12 protein-coding genes are annotated in these 19019 nt (G+C 38.6%); 6 read left to right on the forward strand and 6 right to left on the reverse strand.

What is annotated here, in order from left to right:
* Positions 1–154: 154 nt before the first annotated feature.
* The 4 genes from XM47_RS08070 to XM47_RS08085 form a co-directional block, all read right to left on the reverse strand.
* Complete coding sequence (locus XM47_RS08070; protein ID WP_048691467.1) at positions 155–3280, reverse strand: efflux RND transporter permease subunit; 3126 nt, start codon at positions 3278–3280, stop codon at positions 155–157.
* Entirely contained in the window at positions 3277–4809 is a 1533-nt protein-coding gene (locus XM47_RS08075; protein ID WP_077066511.1) for an efflux RND transporter periplasmic adaptor subunit, read from the reverse strand. Before XM47_RS08075 ends, XM47_RS08070 begins: the two co-directional genes overlap by 4 nt.
* The gene (locus XM47_RS08080) at positions 4802–6211 is read right to left on the reverse strand and encodes a TolC family protein (RefSeq protein WP_048691469.1); all 1410 of its coding nucleotides are present in this window, start codon (positions 6209–6211) and stop codon (positions 4802–4804) included. The genes XM47_RS08075 and XM47_RS08080 overlap by 8 nt, the downstream gene beginning before the upstream one ends.
* Before the next feature lie 98 nt (positions 6212–6309).
* On the reverse strand, positions 6310–6666 hold the full coding sequence (locus tag XM47_RS08085; protein ID WP_149865482.1) for a hypothetical protein: 357 nt from the start codon (positions 6664–6666) through the stop codon (positions 6310–6312).
* Positions 6667–6860: 194 nt separating this feature from the next.
* On the opposite strand from XM47_RS08085, the gene XM47_RS08090 reads away from it, so the two are divergent.
* The 3 genes from XM47_RS08090 to XM47_RS08100 are packed head-to-tail and all read left to right on the forward strand — an operon-like array spanning position 6861 to position 10893.
* On the forward strand, positions 6861–9197 hold the full coding sequence (locus XM47_RS08090; RefSeq protein WP_078061868.1) for a PAS domain-containing protein: 2337 nt from the start codon (positions 6861–6863) through the stop codon (positions 9195–9197).
* The gene (locus tag XM47_RS08095) at positions 9198–9620 is read left to right on the forward strand and encodes a response regulator (RefSeq protein ID WP_048691474.1); all 423 of its coding nucleotides are present in this window, start codon (positions 9198–9200) and stop codon (positions 9618–9620) included. It abuts the gene before it with no gap.
* Positions 9613–10893 (forward strand): diguanylate cyclase, encoded by a 1281-nt coding sequence (locus XM47_RS08100; protein WP_048691476.1) that lies wholly within the window; start codon positions 9613–9615, stop codon positions 10891–10893. The genes XM47_RS08095 and XM47_RS08100 overlap by 8 nt, the downstream gene beginning before the upstream one ends.
* Here XM47_RS08100 and XM47_RS08105 read toward each other — a convergent pair.
* Positions 10890–11855 carry a LysR family transcriptional regulator gene (locus XM47_RS08105; protein WP_048691477.1) on the reverse strand — a complete coding sequence of 322 codons (966 nt, stop codon included), beginning with the start codon at positions 11853–11855 and terminating at the stop codon, positions 10890–10892. The genes XM47_RS08100 and XM47_RS08105 overlap by 4 nt on opposite strands.
* 317 nt (positions 11856–12172) lie before the next feature.
* On the opposite strand from XM47_RS08105, the gene XM47_RS08110 reads away from it, so the two are divergent.
* From XM47_RS08110 to XM47_RS08120, 3 genes are read left to right on the forward strand one after another with little or no spacing between them, the layout of a single operon-like run.
* Entirely contained in the window at positions 12173–13357 is a 1185-nt protein-coding gene (locus XM47_RS08110) for an efflux RND transporter periplasmic adaptor subunit (RefSeq protein ID WP_048691479.1), read from the forward strand.
* A gap of 10 nt (positions 13358–13367) precedes the next feature.
* Positions 13368–16553 (forward strand): efflux RND transporter permease subunit, encoded by a 3186-nt coding sequence (locus tag XM47_RS08115; protein WP_048691481.1) that lies wholly within the window; start codon positions 13368–13370, stop codon positions 16551–16553.
* Positions 16546–17922 carry a TolC family protein gene (locus XM47_RS08120; RefSeq protein WP_048691482.1) on the forward strand — a complete coding sequence of 459 codons (1377 nt, stop codon included), beginning with the start codon at positions 16546–16548 and terminating at the stop codon, positions 17920–17922. The genes XM47_RS08115 and XM47_RS08120 overlap by 8 nt, the downstream gene beginning before the upstream one ends.
* A 97-nt stretch (positions 17923–18019) precedes the next feature.
* On the opposite strand, the gene XM47_RS08125 is transcribed toward XM47_RS08120, so the two are convergent.
* Complete coding sequence (locus XM47_RS08125) at positions 18020–19012, reverse strand: family 43 glycosylhydrolase (protein ID WP_048691484.1); 993 nt, start codon at positions 19010–19012, stop codon at positions 18020–18022.
* Positions 19013–19019: the final 7 nt, after the last annotated feature.

The raw sequence follows: 19019 nt of genomic DNA on the forward strand, positions 1-19019 counted from the left end.
AACCAGCATGACGACACTCTCGCGCTAGCACTCTGACCCTAGCCCTAGCACTCTCGCACTCACAGCAAACTTAATTTTCAGCTTGCGGTGAGGACAAAAAGCGTAAAGCATAAAGTGTAAAGAGAGCAAAGGCCTAGCCTGTAAAATGCAATTTTTACTCCGCTTGTTTAAGCCGTGTAACGGTTAAATAAAACACGACAGGTAATACAATCAAAGTTAGTAAAACAGCGCTTAGCATACCCCCAACCATAGGTGCAGCAATGCGAGTCATAATTTCCGAGCCTGTACCTGTGCTAAATAAGACAGGCAATAAGCCTAATATAATCGTGAGTACTGTCATTAATACCGGGCGTATTCTCTGGCCTGCGCCATGCAGAATTGCCTGTTGGTAATCCTCAAACTGCAATACTCGATTTTCGGTTTTTGCTTGCTGCTTGACCTGACTTAATGCTTGATTCAAATAAACCAACATAATGACGCCTATTTCGACTGCTACGCCCGCCAAAGCAATAAAACCCACCCCAACGGCAACAGAATAATGATAACCATATAGATAAATAAGCCAAATTCCGCCAATGGTCGCCATAGGCAAAGTCAGTAATATCATCAGTACCTCACCGAATCGTCGGAAACTCAAGTACAACAAAATCACAATAATCAATAGCGTAATTGGCGCAACTAAAATGAGTTTATTTTTAGCCCTTTCTAAATACTCGTATTGGCCAGCCCAACTAATTGAATATCCGGCTGGTAAATTCAACTGCTGCTTTAGCAGCTGTTTTGCTTGTTCGACATACAAACCTAAGTCAGATGCGGTAATGTCGACTAGCACTAAACCGTTCAATCTGGCATTTTCACTTTTGATACTAGGTGGCCCATCTTCAATTTTAATTGCTGCAATATCAGACAGTTTTATCTGCATGCCACTCGCTGTCACTATAGGTAACTGAGCTAATTTAGCAGGCGAATTTCGGTAATCATCCGGATAGCGCATGTTAACCGGAAATCGAGATTGCCCCTCTATGGTTTGGGTAATATTAACGCCTCCAATCGCGGTTGCGATTATTTGCTGAACATCCGCTATATTTAAGCCATATCGAGCTGCATTATGACGCAGAATGTCAATTTTGATGTAACGTCCACCAGCCACGCGTTCAGCATAAACTGAAGCGGTTCCTTCTAGCTCTGTCAGTATCTTTTCAATATCCGTCCCTATCTTTTGGATCTCTGCTAATTGATTCCCAGAAATTTTAATCCCGACAGGTGTTTTAATCCCAGTTGATAGCATATCGATTCTGGTTTTAATTGGGCGAACCCAAACATTAGTGAGCCCAGGAAATTGAATCAGCGAGTTTAACTCTTGTTTCAATTTCTCCGTTGTCACCCCTGCTCGCCATTGCGCTTTAGGTTTAAGCTGAATGACAGTTTCGATCATAGTCAGCGGCGCGGGATCGGTCGCGGTTTCTGCCCTGCCCATTTTACCGAATACGGTTTTAACTTCTGGAATTGTGCGTATCAACTTATCCGTTTGTTGCAATATCTGCCTTGCTTGGGCAATCGAAATGCTAGGGTAAGTAGAAGGCATATACATTAAATCGCCTTCATCTAAATCTGGCATAAACTCACTGCCAATTTTATTGGCCGGATAAAATCCGATTAAAGTAACGATAAAGGCGCTCAACAAAGTCAATTTAGGAAATTTTAGCGCTTGGCTTAAAACAGGTCGATATAAGGCAACTAGCAATCTATTTATCGGGTTTTTATGCTCAGATACGATTTTGCCACGAATTAGGTAACCCATTAAAACGGGTATCAAAGTGATGGCTAATCCAGCAGAAGCGGCCATGGCATAAGTTTTAGTGTAAGCCAAAGGCGAAAACATCTTGCCTTCTTGAGCTTCTAGAATAAAAACAGGTAAAAAACTGACTGTAATAATTAATAAACTAAAAAATAATGCTGGCCCGACTTCAGTCGCGGCTTTAGTGACAATTGGCCATACATTTTGTCTGTCGGTTTCAGCTCTCTCCATATGCTTGTGCATATTTTCTATCATCACTATGGCGCCATCTGTCATAGCACCAATCGCAATTGCAATCCCAGCTAAAGACATAATATTCGCGTTTATCCCTTGGATATTCATGATTAAGAAAGAGATTAAAATACCTAAGGGTAAACTGATAACAGCCACAATCGCTGAGCGTAAATGGAATAAAAACACCAAACAAACCAAAGCAACAATAACTAACTCTTCGGTTAATTTTTGCCATAAATTATCAACCGCATTTTGGATGAGATCAGATCTGTCATAAACAGTAACTAACTCAACGCCCTTAGGTAAACTGGGCTCTAGCTCGGCGATTTTATGTTTCACTTCAGTAATAATTTGTTGCGCATTCTCGCCATAGCGCATCACGACAATACCACCAACAACTTCGCCCTCACCATTAAGCTCGGCAATACCACGGCGGGCTTGAGGGCCGATGCTGACATTGGCGATGTCCGCAAGCGTCAATGTATTGCCCAATTTAGTTAGGCCAAGTGGGATTGATTTGATATCTTCAACATGCTTAATATAACCATTTGTCGTTAGCATATATTCAGCTTCTGCTAGCTCAATTACAGACGCCCCTGTTTCTTGATTCGCTTGCTTAATTGCATTGGCAACATGGGCTAAAGGTATTTGATACGCTCTCAGTTTTATTGGATCTATCTGTATTTGATACTGCTTAACCATGCCACCTATAGTCGCGACTTCAGCAACACCCGGCACAGACTGTAACTCATAACGCAAAAACCAATCTTGTAAACTGCGCAGCTCGCTTAAATCGTGCTGGCCCGTTTTATCGACCAAAGCATATTGATATACCCAGCCGACACCCGATGCATCTGGCCCTAACTGAGCTTGCGCTGCACTCGGTAAATTTGGCGTAATTTGGGTGAGGTATTCAAGCACTCGGCTCCTAGCCCAATATATATCAGTATCTTCGTCAAAAATGATATAAACGTAAGAGTCACCAAAAAATGAATAACCTCGCACTGTCTTGGCGCCTGGCACAGCCAACATAGCGCTAGAGATAGGAAAAGTTATTTGATCTTGAACCACTTGCGGTGATTGCCCTAAATAACTGGTTTTAACAATCACTTGGACATCGGATAAATCAGGCAAAGCATCAACAGGCGTTTGCTTAACCGCATAAATACCAGAAGCAGAAATAATAATTGCCAGTAACAAAACCAGTATTCTATTTTGAATAGACCAATTAATGACAGCCGCTATCATTTTTCAGCTCCCATTAGCTCTAGGCTATGAGTAGTATGAGATTGCGACTTGTGTTTCTGTAAATTGTGGTTTTGCACATTATTTAAAACTTCAAGCTCAACTATGGTCAAATCGTCCCTTACTTCAAAAGTAAAATAAACTGATTGCTCCGGCTTGAGTTGCTTAATATCAATGTTTTCAGCGAGTATAAAATCTAGCCTTGCCGCCTTTCTTTGCCACTTTTCAATTGCTTCGCGACTAATATTTAAAACACGATTATTAAAATCTATCTGGTGAATTATGCCCTTAACGCTTGCGGACTGGTATTCTGAGGACGCTTCTATCTCAGTTTGGTGAGTTTCCATTCTCATAAAATCAGAACTTTTACTTGATTCAGAGTCTATTAAAAAATGGGCTGCGGTGACAATTTCGTCTCCCGGATTCAGACCCGATAAAACCTCAACATTAGCGCCATAATTGGCACCTAACTGAACTTGAATAGACTTAAACTTGCCTTCACCTTTAGCTAACACAAGTCTATCTTGTGTCCCAGTACGAATAACGGCTTGAACAGGAACCTGAAGTACCGGCTTAGTCGGTAAACTGAGAGTTAAAGAACCAAACATGTTTGGCTTTAAGCTTAAATCGGTATTTACCAGCTCAGTTCTAAACCTAAGTACTCGTGTTTTGTCATCTAATTCAGGGTAAACATAATCAACCTTGCCTTGCCATACTTGTTGAGGGAAGTAATCCAATGAGAATTGAACGGGTAAATCGGCTTGTATGAAACTGGCATCCTGCTCAAATACTTCTGCGGTTAGCCAAACCGAATCTAATTTAGCAATACTCATTAAAGTATCACCCGGTTTTACATAAAAACCTTCACGAATATTGAGTTGATTTACAACCCCAGATTGAGAAGCATAAAAGGTCACTGTTTGCCTAATTTCACGGCTTTCTCTTAACTTTTGAATAAAACTATCAGACAGTTTTAATGCTCTAAGCCTGTCTTCCGCCGCTTGAATTAATAACTGATTACTGCGCTTTAACGCAATTAAAAACTCCTCCTGAGCGGTTAACAATTGAGGAGAATACAAGTTATATAAAGCCTGACCTTGTTTAATCTCTTCTCCAGTTACTTTGACAAACAGAGCCTCAACCCAGCCTTCTACTCTTGGGTGAATATGGATGATATGATTTTGGTCATACTCAACTTTAGCCAAGGTGGTAATTTGTTTGCTTGCCTGAGTTAAGCTTATTTTCTGCGTTTTTACCGACAACTGGTTAATAACCTCAGGTGAAATTGACACTAGGCCTGCGCTTTGAGCCTGATTTTCTGATTCGGTATAAACCGGAACTAACTCCATCCCCATAGGAGATAAACCGGGTTTATCTCTGCGGTAACTAGCATCCATGGGTGCAACCCAGTACAAAGGCTTTTTCTCTGTCGATTCGCCCTCTGTTTCATCTTGATAGGTTAATGGCATGAGCCAAATTGTCATTACGCAACCAAATGCCATGGCAGCCAAAATAATTAATAATCTATTCATGACTGGTTCCTTGTTTTTCATTGGTACTCTTTGTGTTTTTAGCTTTGTTTGAGCGACTTGTTTGAGTTAATAAATAGTTTACTCGAACAATGGTTTTAGCCTTTTGCACAGTCACATTTAACGCCTTGATACGTGCATTGAGCTGAGCTATTTTCCGCTGAACAACCTTCGAAAAATGACCACTATCATGTGTATAAGCGGTTAAGCTGGATTCGGTTTGTTGAGCCGATTGGCTGAGTATTTTCTTCTGATACAGCTTTTCCCTAGATTCCAGATGCTTCAAAGATTTTAGTTCTCTTTTTAACCGAGCTAAAAGCTGCTGAATCACTAATCGTTTTTCAGTTTTAATACTTTCACCCGCCAATACAGCAGACTTTACCTGATGCTGTTGTTTTTTATGACTAAACAAAGGCATATCTAAACTCGCACCAATAGAAAAAAAGTCACTATCGGAATGCACAGCAGAATCGGCTCGATAACCGTACTTAGCAGTTAGCCCCCACCTAGGCTGATAACTTTGCTCAGCTAACGCGACCTCTTTTTGCGATTGCTGCTGTTTTACCTCAAATCTATATACACTTGGATGGCGCATAATTAACTTAACCAAAGCCATATCTGTTAAAGCTAGAGTGAGTATATTAGGTTGGCTTATTGCCAAAGCTTGAATCTCAATTTGAGCATGACTAACAGCATTTGGCGTAAGGGTCAGGTTTCTTTCTGGGTTAAAGTTGATTAACCATTCAGATAAGCGAGCTAAATTAGCGTCGAGCTTTTCTTGCTCAATTAGCAAGGTATCTTGCAATTGATACAAATCCAATTCGGCCTTGAGCACCTCATCTTGGTTAGTCTCAGCAGCGGCAGAAGTATAATTCACCTGAGCCAGCTCAAGCATTTGTTCAAATAGATACTGCTCAGCCTGTATCATTTCTATGGTTTTAAAAGACTGGTAGGCATCAAACCAAATTTGACTGATCACACTGGTTAGCTCTGCTCGCCTATTTTCCCTTAAAATTTCCAGCTCGAACGCACTTATTTCAAGTATGGCCTGATTCAAGGCCAAAGAATCTCCACGTGCAAATTCTTGAGATATACCAAAACTAACTTGGGTCATTGCCTCTTGCGATAAGCTCAAACTATCAAGCGGTAAATTCATCAACTCAAGCGTGAGTTTGGGGTTATCTAACTGACTTTTGCTAATACTTTGAGCCAGCCGTTGAGCTTGGTTAAGCTCACTTTTTTGCAACCACAAGTCATGCTGATGTGCATACTGGATAGCTTGGTTTAATGAGTTAATGCTGAACGCCTGACTGAGTGCAGAAAAGGAGTTCAACGAAACAAAAATAATTAATAATAATTTAGAGCTCAAACGAGCTGAGTAAAATTTATAAAGATTAATAAACATAAAATTTTATCTATAAAAAAAATCGAGTACTTTGTCTGAAGGCGACAAAGTGTCATTAAAGTGCATAAATGCCGTTTTTTAGGCACAAGTATCCTAGGTTAGGCTAAAATCGGTGGGCGATAGAGGGATTTATCTTGATTAGATTGAAAAATGACAGGCTTAAAAATAATCGTATCTGGATAAGTTAAAACGATCAGTTCTAGCTTTAAACTTAATACACTTAAATAATTTGAGTTGATATTATGAGAACATTTACATTCGCTATCACAGCAGTCACTCGCTTCATTCTGCATTATCAAACTTAAATTTGATTGCATTTGCTTGCCATTCATATGCTGAACCGAGTGCATTTGCGTATTGCCTGCCATTTGCATTTCACTGCATGCAGGCGAAGACAACGCAAGTGTTTGCACACTCAAGGTCAACAAAATAGCAATAACAGTAAAAAGCTTCATAAAAAACAACACATACTCAAGTAGAAGTAATAAAGAAACAAGATAAGGCTATGTTATTTAATCTAAGATGTAAATAGGACTGGACTAAGTCATTAATATCTAACTGCACAAAAAGTGCATACCTAGAGCAAAGTAAATTAAAATAACTCAGTTTAAGCTCTATACTAAATTTATATAAGAATAGGAATTTAACCATGACATTCTTCAATAATTTACTCAATGGGAGCTTCATGCCCCACGGGCACTGCTTTTTATGGCGGCCTGATTTACTCTTTATGCATGTGGGCTCAGATATTATTATTTTTATTTCTTACTTTGCTATCCCGCTTGCACTGCTATTTTACTTAAACAAAAAACCTCTACCGATAGATTCAACTATCAAGTTATTTGCTTTATTTATTGTTTGTTGTGGATTAACTCATATTGTAGGCATGGTAAATATATGGCACGGCTATTATCACTTTGAAGGTGTAATTAAAGTCATTACGGCTATGGTTTCAGCAATCACAGCGATAAAAGTTTGGAGAGATCTGCCTAGCTGGTTATCTGCCCCTAGTATTTTAGAATTAAATAATATTAATAGTGAACTAAAAAATGAACTGCAAATTAGTAATTTAAAAAGTGAAGAGCTAATCCAACTCAGAGAGTATTTAGAACAAAAAGTTTTAGATAGAACAAAAGCGTTAGAAGCTGAAATAGAGCAACGCTCTGAAATTGAAAAAAACCTAAATGCGCTAATTGATACAGCTGCATTAGGACTCATCCTAGTGACGCCTGCTGGTACAATAAAAAGAGCGAACAAAGCCGCCTGTTCAATTTTTGAAAATGACGATTTACTTAATGTTAATGTATCCGATCTAGTCGCGCCACATATGAAAGGCAATCATCAAAACTGGCTAAGTAACTACTTTAAAAATCAAGAAGATGGAAGCTCAAATGCAATGGCGTTTGGGCGTGAAATCGATTACCTGTCGCCCAGCAAGCAAAATAAAAAATTGATTATAGAACTTCAAGACTATGTATCAAAAGGAGAGCACTACTGTTTAGCAAGTATTACAGATAACACAGTCGCAGCAGAAGCCACCCGAAAGTTAAATGAATCAGAAAAGAAATTTAGGACGATAGCGGAAAGTGTCGATGCGGTTATGTGGATGTCGACACCCAAGATATCTGAAATCTTATATGTAAACCCAGCGTATGAAGTGATCTGGCAGCAAAGTTGCGAATCTTTATATAGTAACCCGGCTAGCTTGATTGACAGAGTTCACCCTGAAGATCAGCCCAGAGTTAAGCAAGAAATCCAGCAGAATATAGATAAACAATGGGACCTTGAGTACCGTATTTTATTAAAGGATCAAACTATCCGATACATTCGCGATAAAGGGATAGCAGTAAAAAATGAATATGATGACGTTATATTTTTAGTTGGGTTTGCAGTTGATGTAACCGATCAAGTTCGCCTCAGCGAAATCGAAGATAGATATCAGCTAACAATAAATGCCATTAACGATGGCTTATATGATTGGGATATAGAAAACAATAAAGTTGAAGCCTCACCGCAATTAAAAGCCTTACATCATTTACCAGAAGAAGCATTTTGGGATTACAACGTTTGGGCGAAAGGAGTACACCCAGATGACTTACCTTTTGTTGAAGAACAAATAAATAATCACTTAGAAGGTAAAACCGAACAATTTGAAGCCGAATACCGAATCATTAATAACAATCAAGAAGAGTGGCTACTAACTAGAGGACAAGTAGTTGCCAGAAATAAAGACGGTAAAGCGCTAAGAATGTTAGGTATAGAATCTAACATTAATAGAAAGAAATCAGATGAACTTAAACTGAAACAAATGTTTGAGGAGTTAAAACGTAAAAACCAAGAGCTTGATGAGTTTGTCTATGTTGCCTCCCATGATTTAAAAGAGCCAGCAAGAGGCATTCAACACTTAAGCCAATTTTTACTCGAAGATTACGAAAATGTATTAGAGCAAGAAGGTATAGAATATTTAAATAAAATATCTAAATCTGCCGTCCGCTTATCTTTATTAATTGATTCATTATTACTGTACTCAAGAACAGGAAGACGAGACATTATTCGTGAACAAATCAACCTAGAAGAAATTATTGATGATTTAAAATTAACCCTACCTCAACTTAAAGATGTAGAGCTAACAACCGATCTCCAAGGCGCACAAATTTGTGCGGATAAAATATCTGTGTATGAAATATTGCAAAACTTACTATCTAATAGTGTAAAGTACACGAGTAAAACACCTATAAAAATAACCGTGAGTACCAATCAAGATGGTTGGCTAAGTGTAACTGATAATGGCGATGGAATTGATCAGGACAGCATAGATTCTATATTTACTATTTTCCAACGTTTGAACCATACTAAAGAAGGCGATGGTATCGGCTTATCAATTGTCAAAAAATTAGTTGAGTTACATGAAGGTGAACTTAAAGTGGAATCAAAATTAGGACAAGGTACAAGTATTAGCTGCAAACTTAATTCGGAGTTAAATTAGATGCAAAATCAAAAAATTATTTTCCTAATAGAAGATAATGAAATGGATTACATAGCGGTAAAACGTAGCTTAAAACTTCATCAATTAGATGAAGAATATCAACTTGTTCGATTTGAAAGTGCTGAAACTTGCATCCAATATTTTGCCGAGCAAGAGCTGAAATTTCAAAAAGCGCTGTTTCTAGTGGATATTAACCTACCGGGAATTAGTGGCAAACAATTACTCACTAAGTTAAAGCCTCAACTGCCTTCCAGTTTAGCTAAATTCATTATGTTTTCGTCATCTAATAATGATAAAGATATTAGCCAATCATACCAAGCAGGGGCAGATGCTTATGTAGTAAAGCAACCAAACTACAATCGCTTTAGTGAACAATTAAAAATAACCATTAAATTTTGGCTAGAGGCTGTTCAATATGCATAATGTTGTATTGCTTATTGATGACTCTGAACTTGATAAATCTATCTACACTCGGTTTCTGGAATCAACCAAGAACCAAGATGAATACAGAGTCCTAACATTAGAAGACCCGAATCAGATCCCGCAAATATTCAAGTCGGTTAACATTGATTGTGTCCTGCTGGATTACAAGCTAGAAAATAATAAAAATGGATTAGAGTTAATCCATGCAATAAAACAGCACTCCCCTTACTCTGGCATTCTTTTTTTAACCGGTTTTGGCGATGAGACAATTGCAACCAAAGCATTTAAACTTGGCGCCGATGATTACTTAAACAAAAGTGATTTATCCCAATCTAGACTAGAAATCACAGTTAAAAATATTATAGAGAAAAAGCAAAACCAGTTAGCCCAAGCAAAAACCAACCGAGAACTAAACCTACTTAGAAAAGCAATAGAAAATAGCCAAAGTTTGATGATGGTGTGTGAGCCGGAAGTCGGCTTGTTTATTACCTTTAACCAACAAGTGTGTCGTTTTTTAGGGGTATCTGAATTAGCGATAAAATCGCATTCTTTCATGTCATTTACTGATTATTTTAACAGCCCAGCAGAATGGAGAAAGTTTGTTGCCGAGCTGCAAAAAAAGAAAGTGATGCAAATAGAAGCCAACTTAATCAATCTAGATAAAGAAAAAGTTCCGTTTGAAATAGACTGTAATTATTCCCGAATAGATAACAAAGACTACTTACTTTTTAGTGGCACAGATATTAGCCGACTAACAAAAATCCAAAATGAGTTACAAACCCTAGTCATCAAAGATCCTTTAACCCAATTACTCAACCGAAGGGGCTTGATAGCGTCCTACGAAAAGACTTTGCAAGTTGCGACGAGAGAAAATTACGCTTTCGCATTTGCCATTTTTGATTTAGATAACTTTAAAAAAATCAATGATATCCATGGTCATCAAGCCGGCGACACTGTTTTGACTCAATTTTCGGATTTACTGGCAAAAAAATTCAAAAGAGCGTTAGATATTGTATCTAGAGTGGGAGGTGAAGAGTTCATTGTCATAGTAACGGACAAGGATAAAGCTTCCATTCGCCAGCTTTTTAATGATGTCATAAAAACATCGCCAGCCGTGACAACCCCTAGCACTACGGCGAGTTGTGGCTGGGTCTGTGTACAGGGCAACTCGCAAATAAAAAATTATGATCGTTTATATGCTTTGGCAGACAAAGCATTATATCAAGCTAAAGAAAATGGTCGAAATCAATGTATAGAAGCCAAACTAACTTAATCCTGCTTAAGCGTATTTTTAAACTGGTACATTGATTCAAAATCAGGAATGTTTTTTTCCCAAACAGGCTCTGCTTCACCTATATATTCTTTTACTGCATCCAAAAATAATTGAGTTCTAACAGGTAAGCCCCTGTGCGGGTAAACAGCCCTAATAGACCCAAATTCAGGCAGTCTAACTTGAGTTAAAATTGGTTCTATCAACCCCTGTTGAATCTCATTTTCAATCAAAAAAGCAGGCGCAACAAAATATGCAGTACCAGACAACGCCTTAAGCATCAATAACTCACCATCATTGGAGCGGAAGCAGCTATTAATTTCAATACTGGCATCTTCCCCATTATCATCAATATAGTTAAGACTGTTTATCCTTAAACTATTGCTAGAATAAGTAGCAGCTGGCAGCTTAGCGAGTTCTTCTATATTTTTTGGCGTACCATAGATATTTAAAAATTCTGGGGTAGCTAAAATCAGTAGGCGATTTCGAGCAATATGCCTTGAAATTAAATTAGATGTTTTAAGTTCGCCAATTCTAAAAGCAAGGTCATAGCCTTCGCTGACGATATCCACAACCCTATCTTCCAGCCTTAACTCCACTTCAACCTGAGGGTATCGCTTTTGAAAGTCATTTATAACAGGCTGAATATAACGCCGACCAAGAATCGGCGAGCTTGTCATTTTTAATAGACCCTTAGGTTCGGTGTTAAAATTTTCCGCTATCTGCATAGTTTCGCCAAGCAGCTCCCGAATTTCTTTCGCTTTTTTCAGCATCTCAGCTCCTCCCGCAGTTAAAGAAAATGAGCGGGTTGAGCGGTTTAATAAGCGTAGGCCTAAGTCACTTTCTAGCTTATTCATTTGCTTAGAAACGACAGATCGGTCAAGGCTACGAAATTCGGCTACCTTAGCAAAAGACCCTCTTTCCACAACCTCTAAAAACATCAGAAGGCGACTTGTTGTATCCATTTTCACTCCGATAAAACCATTTTATTGATTCCATTATGGCATCAATAAAATGACAAATAAACGCTAATTATTGCATCAATAACATTTATCATATGGATAATTTATTTTTAAGTGTCTGTTTACACTTGGGGCGAACCTAAAAAGGCGAAAATTTTTACCTTTTCCTATTTGGGTACAAAACATGGAAAGTTTACACAAGTATAACGCCTTGATTACTCATTTATTTGGCCTGTAATACTTCAATTGCCATGCCTTAATAAACATGAAGAATCGCCCCCAAACAGCAGCTCGCTCAACTTGATTTTTGGAGATAGTAAATGTCATCAGCCTCTTTTAAAACCTTAATTAGCTTAAACCTAGTTTGGTTAATGCTTACGGCTTGTAGTGAAGCGCCTCAAACAAATTCGCAGGCACAAGCCCGCCCGCTTACCTCAATAGATGTAGCTCATGTGGTCTCTAAACCTGTTCAGTCTTGGTTTACCTATACCACAAGGTTACAAGCACCAGAGCAAGTTGCTTTAACGCCTAGAGTTAGCGGTGTATTAGAGTCAATCGAGTTTATTGAAGGTCAAAAAGTGAATAAAGGGGATTTATTATTCCGCTTAGATCCTAGAATTTTTGAAGCTGAGGTAGCAAAGTTAACAGCTCAAGTTGCAAGTGCTAATGCGAGTTTAGAACAAGCAGTTAGTGAAGCTGAAAGAGCTGTGAGATTAAGTAACAGAAATGCAATTTCAAAAGAAGAAGTAGAATCAAGAACAACAGCAGTAAAACAAGCTCAAGCTGAAGTTTCTGCATTAAAAGCACAACTAGCATCTGCGCAATTAGATCTCGACTTTACTCAAATCAAATCACCAATAAATGGCATTATTTCGCGTGCAGAAATCACCCAAGGCAACTCAGTTACAGCACAGCAAAGTATTTTAACCAGTATAGTTTCTAGCCAAAAAATGTATGCTTACTTTGATATTGATGAGCGAACTTGGAATCAATATTTTGCGAGTACAAGTGCTAGTGATCAGCTACCGGTTGTCATGCAGTTGCTAGGCAACAAAGATTTTGAGCATATTGGAAAAGTCGACTTTATCGACAACCAAATCAATACATCAACTGGTACGCTGAGAGTGAGAGCGACTTTTTCAGCTAACTCAAATCAACTTAGAGCAGGCTCATTTGCCAGAGTAAAAATTTCTAGCAGTGAAGAACAAAATAAAATCATTATCCCTGAAAAAGCGATAGGCACAGATCTGAAAAATAAGTTTGTCCTAGTGCTAAATAAAGACAATATTCTTGAATATAGGGTGGTAAAGCTAGGCGATCAATATGGCGAATTTAGAGCAATAGACTCAGGTTTAAGTGCTGAAGACATCATAGCCGTTAATGGTCCAGCAAAAGTAGGTCCGGGTATGCCTGTTAGTCCAAGGCAAACACAGTTAGATCTATCCAATATTGCTTTTACTTTAGATAAGTCTCCTCAAGATAGCCTATTAACTTCGATAAATTAAAGATACCTATATGAATTTTTCTCATTTTTTTATAAAACGCCCTATTTTTGCGTCCGTGTTATCTCTAATTATTTTAATTGGGGGGGCTATTTCATTATTTCAGTTACCAATAAGTGAGTACCCTGAAGTTGTACCGCCAACTGTTGTTGTTACAGCAAATTTTCCAGGAGCAAATCCTCAAACTATAGCTGAAACCGTTTCAACGCCATTAGAACAAGAAATTAATGGCGTTGAAAATATGCTGTATATGTCATCTCAAGCAACAAGTGATGGCCGCATGAGCATAACGGTTACTTTTGCGCTTGGCACTGATTTAGATAGAGCCCAAGTAAGAGTTCAAAATAGAGTTAATAGAGTTATTCCTAGGCTGCCACAGGAAGTACAAAGGTTAGGTGTTGTTGCGCAAAAATCATCTCCAAATTTAACTATGGTGGTGCACTTATTCTCTGAAGACAACAGCCGAGAAAGTGATTACTTATCTAACTATGCAGATCTTTACGTAAAAGACCAAATTGCAAGGATAGGCGGCGTTGGTGAAGTAAGAGTGTTTGGTGGCGGTAAATATGCGATGCGCGTTTGGTTAAACCCAGATGCGCTAGCCTCTAGGCAGTTAACGGCCAGCGATGTAGTAAATGCATTACGCGAACAAAATCAACAGGTTGCGGCTGGTTCTTTAGGCGCTCAACCTACAACGAATCATGCACAATTCCAAATATTGCTCAATGTAAAAGGACGCTTAAGCAGTATCAAAGAGTTTGAAGATGTCATCATAAAAGTAGATCCAACTGGCTCAATAACTAGATTAAAAGATGTTGCTAAGGTCGAAGTTGGGCAAGATACTTATGCGTTAAGATCTATGTTAAATGGACAATCGGCTGTTGCAATGCCTATCTTTCAGCGCCCAGGTTCTAATGCAATAGAATTATCCGATCAAGTGCGTCAAACAATGCAAGACTTATCTCTGGATTTTCCAGCAGGGGTCACTTACGACATAGTTTATGATCCAACTGTTTTTGTTAGAGATTCCATTACAGCTGTTATTAAAACCCTTGCTGAAGCCATTATATTGGTCGTAGTCGTTGTTATCTTATTTTTACAAACCTGGCGTGCGTCTATTATCCCATTAATTGCTGTCCCTGTTTCACTTGTGGGTACATTTGCAGTAATGCACTGGTTAGGCGTTAGTATTAATACGCTCTCTTTATTCGGCTTAGTACTCGCCATAGGTATAGTTGTTGATGATGCTATCGTAGTAGTTGAAAATGTAGAACGAAATATATCAAAAGGTCTCTCCCCTGTTGAAGCAACTCGTGTGGCAATGACAGAAGTAACAGGTCCGATAATCGCTATTGCGCTTGTATTATGTGCTGTATTTATCCCGACTGCATTTATAACTGGCTTAACTGGGCAGTTTTATGAACAATTTGCACTGACGATTACCATATCAACTTTAATCTCTGCATTTAACTCATTAACTTTGTCTCCGGCTTTATCTGCATTATTACTCAAGCCTCACGATGCAAAACCCGACTGGTTAACCCAAGTTTTAAATAAATGTTTTGGTCGGTTTATCTTTCAACCCTTCAACAGACTGTTTGATAAAGCCTCTTTAAATTACCAAAGCGTTATAAAGAAACTAGTCAGATTTAGTTTGTTTGTGTCTATAGTGTATTTTGGGTTACTAGGCTCTACTGGAGGCTTATTTAACCAAGTACCCAGCGGATTTATTCCAGCACAAGATAAACAATATTTAGTTGCCGCAGCACAACTACCAGATGCATCTAGTTTAGATAGAACAGAAGAAGTCGTGTTAGAAATGTCAAAAATAGCAGCAACTGTAAACGGCGTAGCCAATACGGTTGCCTTCCCTGGATTATCTATTAATGGCTTTACGAATAGCTCAAACAGCGCTGTAGTATTTCTTCCTTTAGAAGATTTTTCACAACGGGCAAGTAAAATGGAATCTGCGGCTGCGATTGCAGCTGAATTAAATAAACGATTTTCGGTTATTGATGAAGCTTTTGTCGCTGTATTCCCACCCCCGCCTATTTTAGGATTAGGTACAACAGGTGGCTTTAAACTTCAAATTGAAGATAGAAGTAATCAAGGCTTTGAGAGCTTATTTAACAGCTTACAAAGTGTAATTAATGCAGCGCAAAAAAAACCAGAATTAATGGGGCTTTACTCAAGCTTTAGAGTTCAAGTACCACAAATGGATATAGAAATAGATAGAGAACAAGCCATGTTACAAGGCATAGCTTTATCAGAAATATTCGATGCGTTACAAATTTATTTAGGCTCTTTATATGTTAATGATTTTAATATGTTTGGCCGCACTTTTCAGGTTAATGCACAAGCAGATGCCGACTTTAGAATAGAGCCAAAGCAAATATTAAACTTTAAAGTCCGAAACAGAAAAGGCGAGATGGTGCCGTTAGGCTCGGTTATAAAAGTCACACCAACAACAGGACCTGATAGAGTTATGCACTACAATGGTTATCCAAGTGCAGAGCTAAATGGTAGCCCTGCTTTCGGCTACAGCTCAGGTCAAGCTCAACAAGCAATTGAAACTGTATTAGATGAGCATTTGCCAAATGGTTTTGAATTTGAATGGACAGAGGTAACTTATCAGCAAATACTTGCTGGCAACACTATGGTTTACATTTTTCCATTAGTCGTACTCCTAGTATTTATGGTACTTGCAGCCCAATACGAAAGCCTACGCTTGCCATTGGCTATTGTACTAATAGTACCTCTCACCATTTTTTCCGCTTTACTGGGTGTCTGGTTAGTTGGAGGTGATAATAATATATTTACTCAAATAGCCTTAGTCGTATTAGTCGCGCTTGCCTGTAAAAACGCCATCCTTATGGTTGAATTTGCGAAAGCACAACAACAACTAGGACTGAGCCGTTTACAAGCAATTGTACGCTCTGGGCAAATGAGATTAAGACCAATTCTTATGACCTCGATTGCATTTACCGCAGGTGTTGTACCACTTGTTCTAGCATCTGGAGCAGGCTCCGAAATGCGCCATGCTATGGGTGTTGCTGTTTTTTCAGGCATGATAGGTGTTACATTTTTTGGCTTAATTTTCACTCCTGTGTTTTATGCGCTAGTCGCCAAAGAAGAGAAATCAAAGACGTTACCCCAAATGGAAAACAACCTAGAATCAAAGGAGCAGCCTAATGTTTAATATGAAAAAGAGTTTAGTATTGTCTGCTTTTTCTATTTGGTTAGTTGGCTGCTCTTCAACAGCGGATAACTTTGAGCCAAACCAATTGACAAGCTCAACAGTGTACATCAATTCACTAACAAGTGAATCGGCACAACATGCATGGTGGAAATCCCATAAAAGCCAGCAGCTTAATAATTTAGTTCAACAAGCAATCAGCTCAAACTATAACTTAAGAGCGGCTCAAAAACGCTATAGTGCAAGTATGAGCATGCTTGGTTATGAAGAAAACCAGCACTGGCCTCAAGGTGGGTTGAGCGCTGAAACGACTCGTCAGTCAGTAAATGGTCAAATCAGCTCAGAGTCCAGTTTAGGCGTTTCTGCTAACTGGCAAATAGATTTATTTGGCCGATTATCAGCTCTAGTGAAGGCTGCTCAAGCCGATAGTTTAAAAGCGAAAGAGCAAAGTGTTTTATTATTATCAGAAGTCATCACTGGAACAAATAATAGCTTTTTTCAATGGCAAGGCAACCAACTTAAGCTCAGAATACTTGAGCAGCAAATTGCTGTGTTAGAAGAAAGTATTGAAGTTTTAACAGCCAGAGTTGACGAAGGTTTTGCATCTAACTTAGATTTAAACCGTGCTTATGCTCAGCTCAATCAACAAAAAGCTTTAATACCTCAAATAAAATCTGAATTATTCAGACATAAAGTAACACTTGCCACTTTAACAGGTGTGACCACAGAAAAGTTAAACTTGATTTTTGAACCTGAGCTAGTCAACCAAGAACTAGATTTAACTATCAGTGTAGTTAAGCCAGAAGAAGCCATAGCACAGCATCCTAAGATTATCATGGCTCAATATGATTTCTTGAAACAAAGTGCACTTTCTGATGCTTCTCAAGCTGCTTTATACCCGAGTATTTCGATTACAGGTTTTGCTGGCCTACTCAACCCTGTGGGTAGTGATTTATCCAGTAACCATGATGCTTGGTCTGTTACACCTAAGTTAACTTGGTCATTACTCAGTTTACCCGCTTTAAAAGCACAAGCTAAGGCGCAAGCGCTTCTCAGTGAAGCTCAGCTTATTGAATATGAAAACACGCTGATTGAAGTAATATCTCACTCTCAATTAAGCTTAAGCCAAATAAAAAATGCAAAGCAGATCAGTCAATTTTCGACTAAGCGCTTATTTCACGCAGAGCAAGCTCAATCGCAAGCGCTCGCTATGTACGAAGAAGGAAAAGTACCTTATTTAGATTTACTAACGGCTAGACAAGAAGCTCTATTAGCCAAGCAAGCAGAAGTTGACTCTAAGGTTCAATTTATTCTGGCTAAAATTTCAGCTTATCAAGCGTTCAATGGTGGCTGGAGCAGAGCGATACTCTAGGAGTTGTTGACACTTGTGCTATTTTTGAGCGATAGGTTATTTTAGTTATTCTGCGTTTCAGTAGCTGAAACGCAGTTAGTTTAAAACCAGAATTGATTTATTTCTGCTTGAGTAAAAAATGGCTGACACCTGCCGCGGTGCGTTTGATAGGTTGAATCGTTCCGTCTGGGTTAAAGTATAGTAACTCAGCTGCTGTGTGCCTTTGTCGGCCACAGTTTGAATTAATATCCAACCATCTATGATAAAACAATACCCACTGGCCTTGATACTGAACAATGGAATGATGATTATTGCTCTGATTTTCTTGAGCCATAATCTCACCTTTATACTGCCAAGGACCTAGAGGCGATTTGGCCATATAATAGGTCAAAACACGGTTGTTTTCCGGCATAGTATAATAGTAATTATCACCTCGTTTAAATACCCAAGGTCCTTCCATTTTAGGCTCGTAACCTCCCATATCCATTTTGATAAAGCCGCCTTGAGTACTACGCATATCTTCGGCCATTTTAATCACATAATAATCGTGATTAGTGGCATGAAAATATAAGTATGCTTGGCCGTCATCATCAATAAATAAACTGGGATCATTCGCATACGGCACTTGCCATAACGGCGCTCCAATTTTATCTATAAAAGGACCTGTCGGAGAATCACTTTCGGCAATTCCTATGCCCATCCATTTAGTACTATTTTCAGGATTTTTTCTATCTTTGTGTCCTTTCCCTGCAGGAAAAATTAAATAATATTTGCCGTTTTTATAGGCAGCATCGGGCGCCCAAGCATAATTGTCTGCCCAAGCTAAATCATCTACAGATATTAAAGGGCCATGTTTTTGCCAGTTAACTAAATCACTAGAAGAAAATGCATACCAGTCTTTCATCCAAAAATCTTGCTGGCATTCTTGGTCGTGTGAGGTGTAAAGGTACATCTTTCCATCTGACCAAACGTGAGCAGAAGGATCCGCCGTTCTAATATTGTCGCCAAAATTAAGTGGGTTACCATTAGCTTGAGGGTTGATTGTGGCACAAGCAGAAAGTAACTGCACTGCCACACAAATACTACTACCTAATATTATTTTTCTTATCATATATGAG

The organism is Catenovulum maritimum, assembly GCF_001050375.1.
Classification (GTDB): Bacteria; Pseudomonadota; Gammaproteobacteria; order Enterobacterales; family Alteromonadaceae; genus Catenovulum; species Catenovulum maritimum.

Excerpts from the sequence above, each read along its gene's own strand:
- XM47_RS08105 (WP_048691477.1), bottom strand. The coding sequence starts at position 11,855 with ATGGATACAACAAGTCGCCTTCTGATGTTTTTAGAGGTTGTGGAAAGA.
- XM47_RS08080 (WP_048691469.1), bottom strand. The coding sequence starts at position 6,211 with ATGTTTATTAATCTTTATAAATTTTACTCAGCTCGTTTGAGCTCTAAA.
- XM47_RS08075 (WP_077066511.1), bottom strand. The coding sequence starts at position 4,809 with ATGAATAGATTATTAATTATTTTGGCTGCCATGGCATTTGGTTGCGTA.
- XM47_RS08095 (WP_048691474.1), top strand. The coding sequence starts at position 9,198 with ATGCAAAATCAAAAAATTATTTTCCTAATAGAAGATAATGAAATGGAT.
- XM47_RS08085 (WP_149865482.1), bottom strand. The coding sequence starts at position 6,666 with ATGAAGCTTTTTACTGTTATTGCTATTTTGTTGACCTTGAGTGTGCAA.
- XM47_RS08070 (WP_048691467.1), bottom strand. The coding sequence starts at position 3,280 with ATGATAGCGGCTGTCATTAATTGGTCTATTCAAAATAGAATACTGGTT.
- XM47_RS08110 (WP_048691479.1), top strand. The coding sequence starts at position 12,173 with ATGTCATCAGCCTCTTTTAAAACCTTAATTAGCTTAAACCTAGTTTGG.
- XM47_RS08100 (WP_048691476.1), top strand. The coding sequence starts at position 9,613 with ATGCATAATGTTGTATTGCTTATTGATGACTCTGAACTTGATAAATCT.
- XM47_RS08090 (WP_078061868.1), top strand. The coding sequence starts at position 6,861 with ATGACATTCTTCAATAATTTACTCAATGGGAGCTTCATGCCCCACGGG.
- XM47_RS08120 (WP_048691482.1), top strand. The coding sequence starts at position 16,546 with ATGTTTAATATGAAAAAGAGTTTAGTATTGTCTGCTTTTTCTATTTGG.
- XM47_RS08125 (WP_048691484.1), bottom strand. The coding sequence starts at position 19,012 with ATGATAAGAAAAATAATATTAGGTAGTAGTATTTGTGTGGCAGTGCAG.
- XM47_RS08115 (WP_048691481.1), top strand. The coding sequence starts at position 13,368 with ATGAATTTTTCTCATTTTTTTATAAAACGCCCTATTTTTGCGTCCGTG.